Source organism: Aminobacter sp. LjRoot7 (assembly GCF_964252895.1).
GTDB classification, from domain to species: Bacteria; Pseudomonadota; Alphaproteobacteria; order Rhizobiales; family Rhizobiaceae; genus Aminobacter; species Aminobacter aminovorans_B.
On sequence record NZ_CAXUPX020000008.1, the window covers coordinates 1 to 18,502 of the forward strand.

Annotated in this window: 14 protein-coding genes; 4 read left to right on the forward strand and 10 right to left on the reverse strand. The window is 64.6% G+C overall.

The window, feature by feature from the left end; genetic code table 11:
• Positions 1–3,879 (reverse strand): hydantoinase B/oxoprolinase family protein (locus ACSQ3E_RS20885; RefSeq protein WP_436124158.1); only part of this gene is annotated, 3,879 nt, incomplete at its 3' end.
• A gap of 121 nt (positions 3,880–4,000) precedes the next feature.
• Positions 4,001–4,582 (reverse strand): helix-turn-helix domain-containing protein, encoded by a 582-nt coding sequence (locus ACSQ3E_RS20890; protein ID WP_436124159.1) that lies wholly within the window; start codon positions 4,580–4,582, stop codon positions 4,001–4,003.
• Between the two features lie 150 nt (positions 4,583–4,732).
• Between ACSQ3E_RS20890 and ACSQ3E_RS20895 the strand changes: the two genes are divergently transcribed.
• Both ACSQ3E_RS20895 and tdh read left to right on the forward strand, forming a co-directional pair.
• Positions 4,733–5,935 carry a glycine C-acetyltransferase gene (locus tag ACSQ3E_RS20895; protein ID WP_436124160.1) on the forward strand — a complete coding sequence of 401 codons (1,203 nt, stop codon included), beginning with the start codon at positions 4,733–4,735 and terminating at the stop codon, positions 5,933–5,935.
• A gap of 16 nt (positions 5,936–5,951) precedes the next feature.
• Positions 5,952–6,974: an L-threonine 3-dehydrogenase gene (gene tdh, locus ACSQ3E_RS20900; protein WP_436124161.1), complete on the forward strand. Its 1,023-nt coding sequence runs from the start codon at positions 5,952–5,954 to the stop codon at positions 6,972–6,974.
• 290 nt (positions 6,975–7,264) lie between these two features.
• Here tdh and ACSQ3E_RS20905 read toward each other — a convergent pair whose 3' ends face one another.
• From ACSQ3E_RS20905 to ACSQ3E_RS20930, 6 genes are read right to left on the reverse strand one after another with little or no spacing between them, the layout of a single operon-like run.
• Positions 7,265–8,353 (reverse strand): sugar phosphate isomerase/epimerase family protein, encoded by a 1,089-nt coding sequence (locus tag ACSQ3E_RS20905; RefSeq protein WP_436124162.1) that lies wholly within the window; start codon positions 8,351–8,353, stop codon positions 7,265–7,267.
• A gap of 20 nt (positions 8,354–8,373) precedes the next feature.
• Positions 8,374–9,192, reverse strand: a complete 819-nt coding sequence (locus ACSQ3E_RS20910; RefSeq protein WP_436124163.1) for an ATP-binding cassette domain-containing protein — start codon at positions 9,190–9,192, stop codon at positions 8,374–8,376.
• Positions 9,193–9,194: 2 nt separating this feature from the next.
• Positions 9,195–10,193, reverse strand: a complete 999-nt coding sequence (locus ACSQ3E_RS20915; RefSeq protein WP_436124164.1) for an ABC transporter ATP-binding protein — start codon at positions 10,191–10,193, stop codon at positions 9,195–9,197.
• A 19-nt stretch (positions 10,194–10,212) separates the two neighbouring features.
• Positions 10,213–11,076, reverse strand: a complete 864-nt coding sequence (locus ACSQ3E_RS20920) for an ABC transporter permease (protein WP_436124165.1) — start codon at positions 11,074–11,076, stop codon at positions 10,213–10,215.
• Positions 11,073–12,116 (reverse strand): ABC transporter permease, encoded by a 1,044-nt coding sequence (locus tag ACSQ3E_RS20925; RefSeq protein WP_310325237.1) that lies wholly within the window; start codon positions 12,114–12,116, stop codon positions 11,073–11,075. Before ACSQ3E_RS20925 ends, ACSQ3E_RS20920 begins: the two co-directional genes overlap by 4 nt.
• A gap of 12 nt (positions 12,117–12,128) precedes the next feature.
• On the reverse strand, positions 12,129–13,706 hold the full coding sequence (locus ACSQ3E_RS20930) for an ABC transporter substrate-binding protein (protein ID WP_436124166.1): 1,578 nt from the start codon (positions 13,704–13,706) through the stop codon (positions 12,129–12,131).
• 444 nt (positions 13,707–14,150) lie between these two features.
• Here ACSQ3E_RS20930 and ACSQ3E_RS20935 point away from each other — a divergent pair, with 444 nt between their 5' ends.
• Together ACSQ3E_RS20935 and ACSQ3E_RS20940 are read left to right on the forward strand one after the other, a co-directional pair.
• Positions 14,151–14,912 (forward strand): aspartate/glutamate racemase family protein, encoded by a 762-nt coding sequence (locus tag ACSQ3E_RS20935; RefSeq protein ID WP_436124167.1) that lies wholly within the window; start codon positions 14,151–14,153, stop codon positions 14,910–14,912.
• 303 nt (positions 14,913–15,215) lie between these two features.
• Positions 15,216–15,926 carry a GntR family transcriptional regulator gene (locus ACSQ3E_RS20940; protein ID WP_436124168.1) on the forward strand — a complete coding sequence of 237 codons (711 nt, stop codon included), beginning with the start codon at positions 15,216–15,218 and terminating at the stop codon, positions 15,924–15,926.
• A gap of 33 nt (positions 15,927–15,959) precedes the next feature.
• On the opposite strand, the gene puuE is transcribed toward ACSQ3E_RS20940, so the two are convergent.
• Both puuE and ACSQ3E_RS20950 read right to left on the reverse strand, forming a co-directional pair.
• Positions 15,960–17,366: an allantoinase PuuE gene (puuE, locus tag ACSQ3E_RS20945; protein WP_436124169.1), complete on the reverse strand. Its 1,407-nt coding sequence runs from the start codon at positions 17,364–17,366 to the stop codon at positions 15,960–15,962.
• 130 nt (positions 17,367–17,496) lie between these two features.
• Positions 17,497–18,429: a sugar phosphate isomerase/epimerase family protein gene (locus ACSQ3E_RS20950; protein ID WP_436124170.1), complete on the reverse strand. Its 933-nt coding sequence runs from the start codon at positions 18,427–18,429 to the stop codon at positions 17,497–17,499.
• Between the last annotated feature and the right edge of the window lie 73 nt (positions 18,430–18,502).

The following is an 18,502-nucleotide window of genomic DNA, read 5'->3' on the forward strand; positions in this document are numbered from 1 at the left end:
AATAACAATCACCGCCTCGCCCGGTTCGAGCACCGTCTGGTCGCAGGCCTTGAGCATGTTGATCGTGCCGTCGTTGCGGCGGACCTTGGTCGCCCCCTTCTGGCCTTCGCCGCCACCATCCAGCCCGAGCGGCGGACGCGAGCGGTGCGACGACAGGATCGAGCACTCCATTTTCTCGAGAAAACGAATGGTGCGCTTGGTGCCGTCGCCACCCGGCCAGCGGCCCTTGCCGCCCGAGCCCTCGCGGATGCGGAAGTCTTCCAGCAGGACGGGGAAACGCAGCTCGAGAATCTCTGGATCGGTCAGGCGCGAATTGGTCATGTGGGTGTGAACGCCAGAGGTTCCGGCGAAGCCGCGCCCGTCGTTCATGCGGCCGGCCGGCGAGCCGGAGCAGATCGTCTCATAATACTGATAAGTGGCGTTGCCGAAGGTCAGGTTGTTCATCGTCCCTTGGGCGTTGGCGAGCGCGCCCATGGCACCGAAGATGGCGTTGGTGACGTGCTGCGAGGTCTCGACATTGCCGGCGACGACGGCGGCCGGATAGGCCGGCCGCAGCATCGAACCGTCGGGGATGATGATGTCGATCGGCCGGAGGCAGCCGGCATTCATCGGGATGTTGTCTTCGACCATGACGCGGAAGGCATAAAGCACGGCAGCGCGGGCCACCGGCTCCGGCGCATTGAAGTTGTTCTTCATCACAGGCGACGTCCCTGTGAAGTCGACGGTCGCCTTGCGCGCGGCGCGGTCGATGGAGATCTTGACCTTGATCACCTGGCCGGTGTCGGTCGGGTATTCGTATTCGGCATGGTCGGGCAGGCGGTCGAGCACGCGGCGCACGCTTTCGGCAGCATTGTCCTGGACATGGCCCATATAGGCTTCGACAACGTCGAGGCCGAAATGACTGATCATCTTCCTCAGCTCCGCCAAGCCCTTTTCGTTGGCGGCGATCTGGGCCTTGAGGTCGGCGATGTTCTGCTGCGGGTTGCGCGCGGGATAAGGATGATCGGTGAGCAGGCGGTGCAGTTCGGCCTCGCGGAACGTGCCGCGCTCGACGAGACGGAAATTGTCGAACAGCACGCCCTCCTCGTCGACGGTCGTCGCGAGAGGGGTCATCGAGCCAGGGGCGGTGCCGCCAACATCGGCGTGATGGCCGCGGGCGGCGACCCAGAAGAGGATGCGGGGACTTTCTTCCTTCTCTCCGCCTGCGGGGAGAAGGTGGCCCGAAGGGTCGGATGAGGGGCCAGCTCGATCATCGGCCTCGCCTGCGCTGCCCCTCACCTGGCTGCCGCCATCCTCTCCCCGTGAACGGGGAGAGGAATCCACATCCTCGAACACCGGCGTGACGACAGTGATGTCAGGTAGATGCGTGCCACCATTATAAGGAGCGTTCAGCGCGAAGACGTCGCCCGGATGGATGTCGCCCTCGTTGAGGCGGATGATGGTCTCGACCGAGCGGTCCATCGAACCGAGATGCACCGGCATGTGGGGGGCATTGGCGACGAGCGCGCCCGAGCGGTCGAAGACGGCGCAGGAGAAGTCGAGCCGCTCCTTGATGTTGACCGAATAGGCGGTGTTCTGCAGCGTCACCCCCATCTGCTCGGCGATCGACATGAACAGGTTGTTGAACACTTCGAGCATGACCGGGTCGGCGGCGGTGCCAATGGCGGCGCGGCGCTGCTTCTTTTCGGTGCGCCGCATCAGCACGTGGTTGCGGGCGGTGATCTCGGCGGCCCAGCCCGGCTCGACCACGATTGTCTGGTGGCTCTCTATGATAAGAGCGGGCCCCGAGACCTTGTGGCCGGGCTTCATGGCGGTGCGGCAGAAGATGCCGGCATCGTGCCACGCGCCCTCGGTGAATATCTTTTGGGCCTCAGAGGCGACGACCGGCCTGTCGTCCAGCGCGGACTCCTGTTCCGAGAGCCCGCGGGCGCTGCCATCGCGGCCCTCCAGCACCACCGCTTCGACCACCGTCGGCTTGTCTTTATATATGAAGCCGAATTGCGCCTTGTGGGCGGCCTCGAAGGCAGCCTTAGCGTCAGCGATCGAGCCGTGCTCGAAACCGACCGGCAAGGCGGTGTCAGTGCCGTCATAGCGCACATGCAGGATCGGCCGCGCGGCGACATTGTCCTCCGCAATCGCCTGGCCGGCGAGTTCTGCCAGCACCTCGGCGCGCAGGCTGGCGATCAAGGCCTCGATCTGGTCGCGCGATTCCTCGGCCAGCGGCTTGAGCAGCGCTTGCTGGCGCGAGGCGAAGACCGAGGACAGGCCGATGCCATAGGCCGACAGCAGGCCGGAGAACGGATGGATCAGCACCGCCTCCATGCCGAGCGCGTCGGCCACCAGGCAGGCATGCTGGCCGCCGGCGCCGCCGAAGCAGTTGAGCAGATATTCGGTGACGTCGTAGCCGCGCTGGACCGAGATCTTCTTGATGGCGTTGGCCATGTTCTCGACGGCAACGGTGACGAAGCCCTCGGCGACGGCTTCGGGTGTTCTGCCGTCGCCGATCTCACCGGCCAGGCCAGCGAATTTTTCGCGCACGACGCCAGCATCGAGCGGCTGGTCCTGTTTGGGGCCGAAGATCGCCGGGAAGAAATCGGGTTGCAGCTTGCCGAGCATGACATTGGCGTCGGTGACCGCGAGCGGGCCGCCACGGCGGTAGCAGGCGGGGCCGGGATTGGCGCCGGCGGAATCGGGACCGGCGCGGAAGCGCCCGGCCTCGAAATGCAGCACCGATCCGCCACCGGCGGCAACCGTGTGGATGCGCATCATCGGCGCACGCACGCGCACGCCGGCGACTTCGGTGTCGAAGCTGCGCTCATATTCGCCGTCATAATGGGCGACGTCGGTCGAGGTGCCGCCCATGTCGAAGCCGATCACCTTGTCGAAGCCGGCGAGCTTTGCCGTCTCGACCATGCCGACGACACCGCCGGCGGGGCCTGACAACAGCGCGTCCTTGCCCTGGAACAGATCGGCGGCAGTCAGGCCGCCGGAGGACATCATGAACATCAGGCGGGGCCCGTCCGATTGGCCAATCTCCCCCCTTGTGGGGGAGATGCCCGGCAGGGCAGAGGGGGGCAACGTGGAGAGCTGACTTTCGGCGCGATCCAGAGGAGAGGTCTGCGGGACGGCGCCCCCGTCTGTCGGCTCCGCCGACATCTCCCCCACGAGGGGGGAGATTGGCGTTGCGCCCAGTTCCCCCGCCACCTGCTGCACGTACCGGGACAGGATCGGCGACAGATAGGCATCAACGACAGTCGTATCCCCACGCCCGACCAGCTTGATCAGCGGCGAGACCTCGTGGCTGACGGAGACCTGGGCAAACCCGCATTTGCGGCAGACGGCGGCGACGGCGCGTTCGTGCTCGGGGAACTTCCAGGCGTGCATGAAGACGATGGCCACGGCATCGATGCCGTCGGCCCTGGCCTGCAGCAGTTGCTGCTTGATCTCGGCGATGTCGAGCAGGCGCTCGACGGTGCCATCGACCCGCACGCGCTCATCGACCTCGACGACACGCTCATAGAGCTGCTCGGGCAGGATGATTTCCTTGGCGAAGATGTCGGGCCGGGCCTGGTAGGCGATGCGCAGGGCATCGCGGAACCCCTTGGTGATGAGAAGGAGGACGCGGTCGCCCTTGCGTTCGAGCAGCGCATTGGTGGCGACAGTGGTGCCCATCCTGATGTCGCCGATGCTGCCGGACGGAATCGCCACGCCCGGCGCCAGCCCAAGCAGGTCACGGATGCCCTGGATCGCGGCATCTCGATAGGCCTCTGGATTTTCCGACAGAAGCTTGCGCGGATGGAGACCACCCTCCGGGTCGCGGCCGATGACGTCGGTGAAGGTGCCGCCACGGTCGACCCAGAAATCCCACTTGCCCGACATGACGCTCTCCCTTTTCGCGGTCGCGGCGCTCCGAGAAGCCTTGCCGCTTGGCTGGGAGGAAGCGGCAGGCTTACTGCCTCGTCAAGAGAAGAAAGCCCGCGCCAACCCGTGACCGATGGGATTAGTTGTCCTGGTCGTAGAGAACCACCATCAGCGCACGGGCGGTTTCCAGGCCGCTATTGGTGATTTCGTGAGCGACATCGGCACGATAACGCGCCGTCTCGCCTGTTTTCAGCGCCTGGCGCCCCTGTTCAGTTTCCACCAACAGGCCGTCGGTGTGGGCAGTCAGGTGCTCGAAGGTACCAGGCGCATGCGGCGCACTCTGCAGCATGCAGCCAGGCGCTATCTCAACCTCGTACCATTCGATGCGGCCGGCCAGCGCCGGCGAGCTCAGAATGCGCAGCCGCCAGGCGCCATCGGGGCTCTTGATTTCAGGCGTCAGCGCCAGCGTCACCAGTTCGATGGCTTCGGCCTTGCGCTGGTGGGTGATGCCGCCAGCGATGAGTTGGGAAAAATCGATGCCGAGCGCCTGGGTTAGCGACCACAGGACGGCGAATGTCGGGTTGGCCTCGCCGCGCTCGATCTGCGACAGCATCGAGCGCGAAACGCCCGAAATCGCCGCAAGCCGGTCGAGCGTCAGATGGCGCTCCTTGCGTTCCTTCTGGATCACCGGGCCTATCTTCGGCGCGTCGTTCACTTCCATGTCGCCTCCCCCAAAAGCGGCCCACTGATAGCACTGGCTTGGCCGTCCTGCGAGGCATTTGCGTCTGGCCTGCTGGCCCAACGGGATTCCACTAGACTTGCCATCATATCCATTATATCGGAATTTCCATCTTAATGGATGGAGAGACCGTTGAACCAGGATTTCCTTTCCCACATCTCGAACGTTCTCCAGGGTATCGAGGCCGACGGCCTCTACAAGCGCGAGCGCCAGATCTCAGGCATGCAGGCCGGCCGCATCAAGGTGAAGGGTCCGGCTGGCGAACGCCAGATGGTCAATCTCTGCGCCAACAACTATCTCGGCCTCGCCGACAATGCCGACATCCGCAAGGCGGCGGCGACCGCCCTCGACGAATTCGGCTTCGGCATGGCCTCGGTGCGCTTCATCTGCGGCACCCAGACGCTGCACCGCGAGCTGGAACATGCCATCGCCGACTATCTCGGCAAGGACGATGCGATCCTGTTTGCCGCCTGCTTCGACGCCAATGGCGCGCTGTTCGAGCCGCTGCTCGGCGCCGAGGACGCCATCATTTCCGACAGCCTGAACCACGCCTCGATCATCGACGGCGTCAGGCTCTCCAAGGCCAAGCGCTTCCGCTACGCCCAGGGCGACATGGACGACCTGGAGACCCAGCTCAAGCAGGCCGCCGCCGACGGCGCCCGCTTCAAGCTGGTCGTCACCGACGGTGTGTTTTCGATGGATGGCCACGTCGCCAAGCTGAAGCAGATCTGCGATCTCGCCGAGCGTTATGGCGCCATCGTCGCCGTCGACGATTGCCATGCGACGGGCCATATCGGCGAAGAGGGTCGCGGCACGCCCGCGCTGACCGGCACTGGCGACCGCGTCGACATCGTCACCGGCACTTTGGGCAAGACGCTGGGCGGCGCGATGGGCGGCTTCATCGCCGCGTCGCAGCCCATCATCGACCTGCTGCGCCAACGCGCCCGTCCCTACCTCTTCTCCAACAGCCTGGCGCCGGCAGTTGCCGCCGGCTCGCTGAAGGCGATCGAGATTGCACGCAGCGCCGACGACCTGCGCGCCAAGCTCGGCCGCCACACCACGCGCTTCCGCGACGGCCTGACCCAGGCAGGCTTCACGCTGCTTCCGGGCGAGACGCCGATCATCCCGGTGATGCTGGGCGATGCGGTGCTGGCGCAGCGAATGGCCAAGGCGCTCGACGAGCGCGGCGTCTATGTCGCCGGCTTCTTCTATCCCGTGGTGCCGCAGGGCAAGGCGCGCATCCGCACCCAGATGTCGGCCGCCCTCGACAATGCCGACATCACCTTCGCCATCGACGCCTTTGCCGACGCCGGCAAGTCGCTCGGCATCATCTGATTTCAGGAGTTTTCCCATGCGCGCACTGGTCAAGGCCAAGGCTGAACCCGGCATCTGGATGGAAGACCGGCCCGTACCGCAGGTCGGCCCCGACGACGTGCTGATCAAGGTCAACAAGACGGGCATCTGTGGCACCGACATCCACATCTACAAGTGGGACGAATGGGCGGCCAAGACCGTGCCGGTATCGATGATCACCGGCCATGAATATGCCGGCGAGATCGTCGAGCTGGGCGCCCATGTGCGCGGCTTCAAGGTCGGCCAGCGCGTCTCGGGCGAAGGCCATGTCATCGGCATGCGCAGCCGCGCCAGCCGCGCCGGCCGCTACCACCTCGATCCGGAAACACAGGGCATCGGCGTCAACCTGCCGGGCGCCTTCGCCGAATATGTCCGCATCCCCGCCTTCAACGTGGTGCCGCTGCCCGACACCATCGACGACGAGCTCGGCGCCATCCTCGACCCGCTCGGCAACGCCGTGCACACGGCGCTGTCCTTCGACGTCGCCGGCGAGGACGTTCTGATCACGGGTGCCGGGCCCATCGGCATCATGGGTGCGGCGGTAGCGCGGCATTGCGGCGCGCGCCATGTCGTCATCACCGACGTCAACCCCAAGCGCCTCGAACTCGCCACCCAGGTGGCTGACGTTACCCCCGTCAATGTCGCCGAGGAAGATTTGCGCGACGCCATGGCGCGGCTGCGCATGCGCGAAGGCTTCGACGTCGGCTTCGAGATGAGCGGCTCGCCTGCCGCTTTCGACCAGTTGATCGAGCACACGCTGATGGGCGGCCGCATCGCGCTGCTCGGCGTGCCGGCCAAGCCGTTCCCGATCGATCTTTCCAAGATCGTGTTCAAGATGATCACGCTCAAGGGCATCTACGGTCGCGAGATGTTCGAGACCTGGCACAAGATGCTGGCGATGCTGGAAAGCGGCCTCGACATCCGCAAGGTCATCACCAGCCGCATGAAGGCCGACAACTACCAGGCCGCCTTCCACAACGCGGCGAACGGCGAGGCGGGGAAGATCGTGTTGGAGTGGTAGGGTTTTACCACGAAGTTTGAAGGAAAGGCCGCGCTTAGCGCGGCCTTTTTTGTAGGCCTCGGGTTTCAGAAAGGCCCCTCTCCGCCTCGCTGCGCTCGGCACCTCTCCCCAGAGGGGCGAGGAACCCAAGCTGGAGGAGCGCCGCCATCGCGGCAGCGCATTTCCTCGCCGCTCTGGGGAGAGGTGGCCCGAAGGGCCGGAGAGGGGGAACTGGCGGGGACCCCAAGCACAAACACAAAACCCGCGGAAGCTGCCTTCCGCGGGTTTATTATTCGAGCCGATGAGCCGGCTTACGCCGCCTTCTTCAGCGGCAGGCCAAGCTCCTCGCAGATGCCCCTGACATGGGCGGCACTTTTCTTGATGTAGTCGACAGTCTCGGCATAGTGGTAATTCTTCACCGCCCAGGCGGCGAAGCGTTCGCGGTCCATGACCTCGCCACTGGCGATTCGGGCGGCGTAATCCTGCACCATCTTCATGTAGTCGGCATATTCCTCGACGCCGAGGTCGGGGTGACCTGCGAGCCATTTCGGGTCGGCGATCTCTATGATCATCTTCGGCGGGTTGCGCGGCCGGTCGGAGAAGGACTCGTAGTTCTCGATCGACAGGTTGAGGTTTGGATTGGCCGCGGCCAGGATCGGCATGATGGCGCGGAAATCGACGACGCCGCCGCCGCAGGGGCGCATCTGGAAATCGAGCACCTCGCCGTCATAGGCGATCAGCGCGTCCTTGATGTGGGACTGGCGCACATAAGGTGCCACGCGCTTGGCCGCCCAGACCGGGTGCTCGGCGCGCTGCAGCACATTTGCCGTGTCGAAGACGATGCCGGTCGTGTCGGGACCGACTTCCTCGACCAGCCGCACCAGCTCGAAGGAGGTAATCTCCTCATGCGTCTCGAGGTTCAGGTGGATGCCGAGGTCGCGGGCGATCGGCGCGAGCTTCTTGAGGAAACGCGCGGTGGCGTCGAGCTGCTCTTGCCAGGTCACGTCGGTGCGGAAGCGGTCATAGGCGAAGCGGCCGGTATAGGCCGGCTTGTAGTTAGCGGTCGCCACCCACAGCTCGCGGCAATCGATAGCCGCACAGGCCTCCATCATGCGGCGGAAGCCGAGCACGATGTCGCCATCGCCGATCAGGCGCAGTTCAGGCGCCTCCGGCGTGGCATAAGGATTGACCTTGCCGAGGCCGGTTTCGAGATACATGCCAAGTTCGTCGGCGCGCTGCTTGATCTCGCCGAGATAGCCGGCGTCGAGCGTCGGGCTCATGTCGAGCACGGTGCGGAAGAACAGGCCTTCCATGCCCAATTCCTTGGCATGATCGAAGCTGGCCACAGGGCCGCGCTTGGCGGCTTCGGGAATCTTGCGGCCATCGACACCGATACGCATCGGCAGTCTCCTTGGTAATGTCAGTTTGCGGTTTCGAGGCGGCGCGCAGCACGACGAGCGCGGCCAACAACGGGATCAGGCACCGGCACCGCCGCCAGCAGCGCCTGGGTGTAGGGCATTTGCGGGTTGTCGAAGATCTGCTCGCGCGTGCCCTGCTCGACGACCTTGCCCTTGTGCAGCACGACGATCTTTTCGCAGAGGTGCCGAACGACGGCGAGGTCGTGCGCCACGAAGACGATGGCGAGGTTGAGCTTCTTCTGCATGTCCTGCAGCAGGTTGATGACCTGCGCCTGCACCGACACGTCGAGGGCTGCCACTGGCTCGTCGCAGACGAGGATGCGCGGGCGGATAACAAGCGCACGGGCAATGGCGATGCGCTGGCGCTGGCCGCCGGAGAAGGAGCGCGTGTAGCGGTCCATGTCGTTGGGGTTGAGGCCGACCATCTCCATCATCTCGGCAACGCGGGCACGGCGTGCAGCCGCCGTCGGCTCGAGCTTGTGGATCAGCAGCCCCTCGCCGATCAGCTCCTCCACCGTCATGCGCGGATTGAGGCTGCCATAGGGATCCTGGAACACCATCTGCACTTCGCGGCGGAAGCGCCGGAGATCCTCGCCCTTGGCGTGGATGACGTCGATGCCGTCATAGGTGATCGCGCCTTCTTCCGGCTTGATCAGCGCCAGCATGCATTTGGCGATCGTCGACTTGCCGGAGCCGGATTCGCCGACAAGGCCTATGGCTTCGCCGGTGTCGACGTTGAGCGTCACGTCGTGCAGCACTTTGGCCGGCGGATTGGGGAAGGCGTTGTACGACTTGCTGATGCTGTCGATGGACATGATCATGGTCAGGCACCCTTTCCGTCGAGCAGGTGGCAGGCGACACGCGACAGGCCGACCGGCAGCAGCGAGGGCAGGTCCTTGTCGCAGCGGTCGAAGCGCTGGTCGCAGCGCGGGTGGAACGGGCAGCCGCTCGGCCGCGCCAGCGGCGGCGGCGGCGCACCGGGGATGGCATAGAGCGTGTTGAGATCCTGGTCGATACGCGGCACCGCCTTGATCAGCCCTTGGGTATAGGGATGGTTCGGCTTGGCAAAGACGCTGGCGACCTCGCCGTCCTCGACGATGCGGCCCGAATACATGACCATCACGCGCTCGGCGAAGCCGGCGACGACGCCGAGGTCGTGGGTGATGAACAGCACCGCCAGCCCGCGTCGCGTCGACACGTCGTCGAGCAGGTCGAGCACCTGGTCCTGGACGCGCACGTCGAGTGCGGTCGTCGGCTCATCGGCGATCAGCAGACGCGGTTCGCCGACCAGCGCCATGGCGAGCACGACGCGCTGGCGCATGCCGCCGGAGAACTCGTGCGGATAGGCATCGAGACGTTCCGCGGCGCGGTCAACGCCGAGCTCGTCGAGCACGGCAAGCGCCCGCTTGCGCGCTTCGGCCTTGCCGATGCCGCGGATGCGCAACGTCTCGGCGACCTGGTCGCCGATCGTCATCAGCGGATCGAGGAAGCTCATCGGGTCCTGGAAGACCATGGCGATGGAGCTGCCACGCAGCTTGCCCATGTCGCGATCGGACAGCTTGAGCAGGTCGGTGCCGTCGAAGTCGACCCGGCCGGACAGTTTTGCGAGGCGGTCGAGCCGCATCAAGGCACGCGCCGTCAGCGACTTGCCCGAGCCGGACTCGCCGACAAGCGCCACGCGCTCGCCGACGCCGATGCTGAAATCGACGCCATCGACGATACGGACGCTCGAGCCGCTGCGGCCGAGCGGCATGTCGACGGTCAGCTTGTCGACGGTGACGAGCGGCGGACGAAGCGGGGTAACAGTGGATTGGTCGGGCATGGGGTGCACGGTCCTCATCTCAGTTGCCCCTCAAGGACGGGTCGCGGCGGACCTGGATGATGTCGCCGAGCAAGCCGAAGGCGATCGAGGTGATGGCGACGGCGGCACCGGGGGCGACGACTGTCCACCAGGCGGTCGAGACATAACCGCGGGCGGCGGCAATGGTGGCGCCCCACTCGGCGCTCGGCGGCTGGGCGCCGACGCCGATGAAGGACAGACTCGCCAGGACCAGCACCGTGGTGCCGATGTCCCCGGCCCATTTGACGATCAAAACGTCGAGCGAATTGGGCAGCACATGCTTGGTCATCAGCCGCCACTTCGACACGCCGAGCACCTGGGCGCCGGCGACGAAAGGCTGTTCCATGGTCTGGCGCATGATGCCGCGCAGCATGCGGGCGGTGATCGGCCAGCCGGTGATGGCCATGGCGATGATCGCCGAGCGCAGGCTGGCGCCCATGGCGGCGGCGAAGCCGAGTGCCACGATCATGCCGGGCAGTGCCAGGCCGATGTCGGTGATGCGCATCAGCCCCTCGTCAAGCCAGCGCGGGCCGGCGGCGGCGACAGTCGCGAGCGTGACGCCGATCAGCGAATAGAGCGTCACCACCAGGAAGGCTGAGAGCAGCGTCGTCTGGGCGCCGACGATGAGGCGCCAGAACACGTCGCGGCCCTGGTCGTCGGTGCCGAACCAGTTGGCCGCACTCGGCGGCATCAGCGAATTGGCGATGTCGGAGTTGTAGATACTGTCGGGCGCAACGAACGGTCCGAAGACGGCGATCGCCAAAAGCGCGATGACAAGCGTGAAGACGAAGATCTCGAAGGCGCTGAAGCCTTCCTTGCGGCGGGCGGTTGCCGGCTGGGCATGGGCGATTGCAGGGGCGGTCATTGGCCTTGGCTCCCCAGTTGTGCGGCGCGGATGCGCGGGTCGACCAGAAGCTGGAGGATGTCGACGATCAGGTTGACGAGGCAGACGACGGTGCCGATGAACATCACCGAGCCCAGCACCGCAAAGGCGTCCTTCTGGGCAACGGCATTGAACATGTAGGCGCCGATGCCCTGGCGGGCGAAGACGGTCTCGACCAGCACGGCCGAGCCGATCATCGCGCCGGCCTGGGTGCCCGACAGCGTCAGCACCGGGTTGAGGCTGTTGGGCAGAGCGTGGCGCACCAGCATGTGGCGGGCGCTGGCGCCCTTGGCACGCACGGCCATGATGAAGTCCGAGCGCAGCACGCCGAGCAAGGCCGCCCGCAGGGTGCGGAAGATCTGGGTGGCGAACAACGCCGCCAGCACGGCGGCCGGCAAGATGATGTGATGCAGTGTGTCGAAGAAGCCGGCAAAATTGCCTGCGATCAGTGCATCGAGCGTCGGCGCGCCAGTGACAACGGGCGAGTTCATGCCATAGCCCTGCTGGCCCGAGATCGGCACCACGCGCCAGACGCTGCCCAGCACATATTGCAGCACCAGCGCGAGCCAGAAGGCGGGCATGCCGCCGAGCATGACGGCGGTAACGCGGCTGGTCGTGTCGAAGACGCCGCCCTGGCGGTAGGCGGCAACGATGCCGGCCGGGATGGCGACAGCCAGATTGAGCAGCATGGCAATGAAGACAAGCTCCAGCGTGCTCGGCAGCACCTTTTCGAGGTCGGCCAGAACGGGCTGGAGGGTGACGATCGAAGTGCCCAGGTCGCCGCGCAGGAGGCGACCCAGGAAGCTCAGATATTGCATGATGACCGGGGCATCGAGCCCCAGCCTTTCACGCACCGCCTCGATCTGGGCGGCGGAAGCGTCCGCGCCGGCGGCCATCTGGGCCTCATCGCCGGGCATCAGCTTGATCATCAGGAAGACCAGCGAGGCCAGCCCCCAAAGGGTCAACAGTGTCAGGCCCAGGCGTCGGCCGAGGAACCAGGAGTAGGCGCGGAACGCGAGCATCTCAGACCTCGCTTACGGCTTGGCGAGCCGGAAGTCCGCCGGCTCGGCGGGCGTGGCGAGCATGCTGGCCTTGAGGTCTGCAAGCGTGCCGACACGGTAGGCGGCTGGCTTGTAGACACCATACATGTCGACCATCACTGAATCATTGTCGAGAATGGTCTGGACCTGCTTGTAGATGTCGCAACGCTTGGCGTCGTCTGCGGTGGCAAGGGCCGTGTCGAGCAGCTTGTCGACTTCAGGATTGGCATAGCCGGTGCGGTTGGTGCCAACTGCATCCGACTTGTAGCCCTTGACCAGCATGATGCCCGCTTCAGGGAACTGGGCGAAGTCTTCGAGCAGCATCATCTGCGGGATCGAGTTCGGATCCTTCAGGCTGGCGAGGTAGTTCGGGAAGGCGATGGGCTCGAGTTCGAGCTCGACGCCGATCTCGCGCAGGTTGGACTGGAACAGCGTCGCTTCCTGCTTCTGCAGCTCGAACACCGGCTGGAAGTTCATCTTGAGCTTAAGGTTGGCGGCACCGGCTTCGGCGAGCATGGCCTTGGCGGCGTCGAGATCGCGCTTCACCTCGGGCAGTTCGGGACGGCAGTCGAGGCGGGCCGGCAGCGGGCCATTGGCGATCTTGCCGTTGCCGCCGCGGATGCCGCGCAGGCCGCCGGCATAGTCGTAGACCATGCGCAGAGCCTTGCGCACCTTGGGATCGGCGGTCGGGCCAACCTTGGTGTTGAACAGCACCTCGGTCTGGTAGCTGGTGTTGATCGGCACGACCTTCAGCGCCGGGTCGGTGGCCATGGCGGCGGCATCACGGTCGGCAAAGCCGAAGGCGACGTCGATGTTGCCGGCGCGAAGTTCGTCGCGGCGCGTCGAGCTTTCGTCGATGCGGCGGAAGACGATGGATTCGGGGCGGCCAGCTTCGACTGCCCAATAGCCCGGGAACAGGTCGATCACCACGGCCTGCGACTGGTCGCCCAGCACGTAGGCGCCGGAGCCGGCATCATGCGCCTGCAGCCAACCCTGGCCGTCATCGGCGCCCTTGTTGGCTTCGACCAGCGCCGAATTCAGGATGTAGACCTTGCTCAGCGACGGCAGGAACAGCGTGTTCGGCTTGGACAGGTTGATGGTCAGGTGGGTGTCGTCGGTGACGGTTGTCGAGTCATAGCCATCGATCAGCGAGGCAACGCCGGTGCCGAGGCGCTTCAGGCGGTCGAGCGTGTAGGCGACATCCTTGGCAGTCAGCGCCGTGCCGTCATGGAATTTCACGTCGGGACGCAGGGTGAAGGTGATCGACTTGGCGTCGTCGGCATAGGCGTATTCGGTCGCCAGCGAACCGACGAGCTTGGTCTCGTCATAGGTCACCAGCGTATCGTAGACGGCGCTGATGATCGTGTTGGTCTGGTTGTAGTCGGCGCGCAGCGGATCGAGCGTGTTGATCTGGCCGCCGAGGCCGACGATGATCGTGTGTTCGCGATCCGCGGCAAAAGCTGACGCGCCGCCGAAACCGACCGCCACGGCGAGGGCCGCGCCCCCCACTGTCGCCAGAAACTGCCGCCGGCTGCCTGACAGCGCGGAGAAGGCCGAGAAGAAAGCATGCATGATTGTCGCTCCCATATGCTGAATTAACTCTGCCTTTTCGCAAAGGCGCTCCCATTGCTTTTGTATCCGATTTTTCTTCCAGTGGATACATAAATGTTGCGCGATGTGTGTACACGCTAGGTGATTGCGACACCGCCACGAAAATCACATTAAAACAATCGCTTAAGAAACTTCCGCCCGAGCCACGGCGTCTACCCCGTGAAAAACCGTCCTACATCGCAACCGCAAGGATGGATACAGCTCAGCACCGAGCGGTCATTTTTCATTCCGATAGGTGCCGGTTTCGAAGGCAATCTGCTTGCCTTCTGGGCAGAACTGCATCCAATTTTTGGATACAAACTTTACATCACATCTGATACAATGATATCAAGACCGGGCTGCAGGCGGTTCGCCCTCTTCGACGGGAGCGTACGTAAGCAAAGACCGTCATATCAAAGGAATTCGATGCGCCGCCTGCCTCGCCTGCTCGTCATCAACCCCAACACCTCGACCGGCGTCAGCCAGGTCATCGACGCACTCGCGCGCGACGAGGTGGCGGGCGCCGCCGAATTGCAGACCGTTACGGCGGGCTTTGGCTTCAGCTACATCTCGACCCGCGTTGCGGTTTCGATCGCGGCACACGCCGTGCTAGATGCCGCCGCCAAGGCCATTGGTGAAGGAGCGAGCCCCGACGCGATCGTGCTTGCCTGTTTTGGCGACCCCGGTCGCGAGGCGCTTGCCGAAATGACCGGACTGCCGGTCATCGGGTTTGCCGAAGCCGGTCTGCTGGCTGCTGCCGCCCTGCCGGGAACCTCGCTCGTTTCGACCAACGGAACCGTCTGGTGCGAGATGCTCGGCGAACTAGTGCTGAAACTCGGCCTAGGAGACAGGATTGCCGGTATCCGGTCCATCGAAGCGGTAGCCGACGATGCCCGATCCATCGCCGACTTCCTGGCGAAGGAGGCCAAGGCACTCGGGGCTGAACGCATCGTCCTCGGCGGCGCCGGCCTGATCCCCGTTTTGCCCGAGGTCATCGCCACTTCGGAAGTGCCGGTTCTCGACCCTCACCGCATGGCCGTCGGCAAGGCGTTGCGTCTGGCTGAAAATCCGCGACCGGCGACGAATGCAACCTTGGCCGCGACCGAGACCTTTGGCCTGTCACCCTTCCTCACGCAGGCACTGGGTCAGCCGGCACCCCAAATGCAGCGCCGGAGCGGCGGGCGCTGATCGGTAGAAAATCAGCGCATTTTCAAATCGTATTCAAAAGACCTTACGATTGCGCGCAATAGTTTTCGCTATTGTATTAGAAAACATGTGCTAGAGTGGCCGTAATGCAAACAAGGCGCCTGCGCTGGCTTGCAGCGGAGGAAATTCGGCGGCTATGGCACGCCGGCTGCATCGTACGACACCGGCTAATATAAAACGAACAACGAAGCAAGGCTTGCATTCCTCTTGTCTTCCGCCGTGCGCCGATGCATCTGAGACGTAGCATTGTTACGCGCTGCCTGTACAACACTGGCTGGTGAGGGAATGGCGAAAGCTGCGAATACTGATCTCGACGAGAAAGCCGGATCGAAGATCGATGCGATCTATCAGGCTCTGTTCAGGGCCATTCTGGCGCGCGAACTGACGCCCGGCACAAAACTCAGCGAAGAATCGATCGGTGCGCTGTTTTCTGTCAGCCGCACCATCGTGCGCGCCGCGCTCAACCGCCTGCACACCGAATCACTGGTCGAGTTCCGGCAGAACCGCGGCGCTTTCGTCGCCAGCACGACGCCCGACGAGGCACGACAGGTGTTCGAGGCGCGCAATGCCATCGAACGCGAAATCTTTTCCAAGCTGGCAACCGTCGTCACCGACAAGCAGATCGGCATGCTGGAACAGCACCTGGAAAAGGAACACAGCATCCGCCACGCCGGCGACCACACCGCGGCGATCGTCGCCTCGGGCGAGTTCCACCTGCTCGCCGCCCAGATGGCCGGCAACGAGGTGCTCGCCGGTTTCCTCAAGTCGCTGATCTCGCGGACGTCGCTGATCCTTGCCCAGCACAGCACGCATCAGGAAACCGACTGCAGCGTCGACGAGCACGCAGCGATCCTGCAGGCGCTCAGGGCCCGCGATCCCAAGGCCAGCGCCGACGCGATCATCGAGCATCTGCAGCAGGTGTTCGAGCAGGCCAATATCGGCCAGACCAAGCGCACCAAGCGCAATCTCAGCGAAATCCTGTCGCGTTACGCCTGACGAAAGGGCCGGCCTCGTGCCGGCCCTTCACAGTCACGCGGCGAACCGCGCCTCGACCTGGATCTCCGCCAACCGCTCGACCTCGCCATAGCTAACGGCAAGTTCGGTGTCGCGATCCGTTTCGATCCGCGCGCCCAGCGAAGCCAGCAGGGAGGCGGTGGTGTAGTTGCGCACGACAAAGATGGCGCCGAAGCCGAACTTTTCCTCATAGGCGCCGAGCAGGTCCAGCAACCGCTGCTGCTGGTCGGCGGTCATGGCGTCGAGGCTGTTCGCGTCCGTCTCATCGGCGACGATCCTTGCCGCCTTGATGCGTGGATCGAGCGGCGTGTAGCCCTTCAGGACCTCGAACTTCTCGGCCTCGCTGGCGGCGCGGAACTGGGTGCGCAGCGCAAAGAACAGGCCATAGGGGCTGTCGTTGACCGGGGCCAGCTCGCCGTCGAAAGCGCGTTCGGTCAGAAGCACGCCATTGCGGAAGCACTGGCCGAACGTCTCGACAAAGCCAGCTTTGTCCATCTTCGACGGCACCAGCTTCGGCCTCACATAGGGATGTTCCTTCACCCAGTGCTGGGCAATGTCGATGCGGCGCGCGATCCAGACCTTGTCGTGGCTTTGCACATATTCGATAAAGCGCTTGAGGGCCGCGATGCGGCCGGCGCGTCCGACGAGGCGGCAGTGCAGGCCGATCGAAAACATCTTCGGCCGGCCGGCGGCACCTTCGGCATAGAGATAGTCGAACGTGTCCTTGAGATAGGCGAAGAACTGGTCACCCGAGTTGAAGCCGTTCGGCGTGCCGAAGCGCATGTCATTGGCCTCGAGCGTGTAGGGGATAACAAGCTGCTCGCGGCCCTGGTGCTCACGCCAATAGGGCAGGTCGTCGTCATAGGTGTCGGAAACATAGGCGAAGCCGCCCTCCTCGGAGACCAGGTCGACTGTGTTGACCGAGCAGCGGCCGGTGTACCAGCCGGTCGGGCGCTCACCTGTGGCCAGCGTGTGCAGGCGGATTGCCTCCTGGATCTGGGCGCGCTCTTCGTCGGCCGGCATATCCTTGTGCTCGACCCACTTGTATCCGTGGCTGGCGATTTCCCAATCGGCCTGCTGCATGGCGCGCAACTGTTCGGGCGCACGCATCAAGGCAGTGGCGACGCCATAGACGGTAACCGGCACGTCGTGGTCGGTGAACAGGCGATGCAGCCGCCAGAAGCCGGCGCGGGCGCCGTATTCATAGACCGACTCCATGTTCCAGTGGCGCTGCCCCGGCCATTGCGCGGCGCCCGGGATCTCCGACAGGAAAGCCTCGCTGGCGGCATCGCCATGCAGGATGTTGTTTTCGCCGCCTTCCTCGTAATTGAGCACGAACTGCACGGCGACATTGGCGCCGCCCGGCCAGTTGGCATGGGGCGGGTTCTCGCCGTACCCACGCATGTCGCGGGGATATCGCATCAAGGCCTCCTTGGGTGCGCGGTCGCTTTCCGCGCGAATGACTGGGTGTTGACGTCCGACGTCGCGGCAAAACCCGACGCCTCAAATGCTACTCAGTGTAAAAATCGTATCCAATATCTCGGCGAGAAGGCTATGGCAGGCATCTACGCAATGCCTGTGTCAGCCGCGCGACAGGCGCTGCCTGATCCCAGGGCACCTCGCGCGTCCCAAACTTCGCCGCCATGGCCAGCACGGACGCGAATTCCTCCCGGGCAACCGGCGGCTGCCGTTTGAGCCAATCCCGGTCGAACACCGGCATGGCAAACTGGCCGGCATGCATTTCGATCCAGACTTTTGCGCCGGGCAGCAGCGGTCGGATCGCATCCCAATCGACGAACCCTTCGCCGAGCGGCGCAAGGAAACGGCGGATGCCGTTTTCCTGGAAACGCATGACGGCATCGTCGACATAAAGCTGAGTGGCGAAAGGCGCGACACGCTTGGCCGCGGCGACCGGATCTTCCAGGCGGCACAACACGTTGACCGGATCAAAGGCAACGCCCAGCACGTCGGCGCCAACCTGCTCGACCAGCGCCACGATCTCTGACGTCGCGATCTCCTCATGGGTCTTGAGCAACAGCTTCGCGCCGTGCCGGCGTAGGACAGGCGCGCAGCGGCCAAGCAGCTCAGTCACGCCGTCGAGCTGGGCCTGCCAGCTAACCTCAGCCTCGAAGCGGTCTTCGATCATGCCGATGATGAAGAACATGTCGCGGATGCCGATGCCGGCGGCGAGTTCGACCAGCCGCTCGATGCCCATCTGCATGTCGCCGCCACCGGCGTCGACGATCGGCTGGCTGCGGGTGGGCAGCGCCCGATTGACGATGCCGAGCATCGACGAGATTTCCAGGCCCAAGCGGGCGGCTTCGGCGCGGGCAGCCACCAGTTCCGCCGGATCAAGCGTCGGGCTGACGTCGAACAGCGAGTTGAACAGCAGGCCCTGCAGCCCGAGCTTCGCGGCAGCTTGCAGCGCCTCGGCAGCGGAGAGGCTCCGTCCGTCCGGCAATGAACTCTTGATGATGCCGATCATGCTGACGCCTCGCCGGAGAAAATGGTGCGCGGCAGCCATCTGGGCGCGGCGGACAGCGACCAGCCTGGCGACC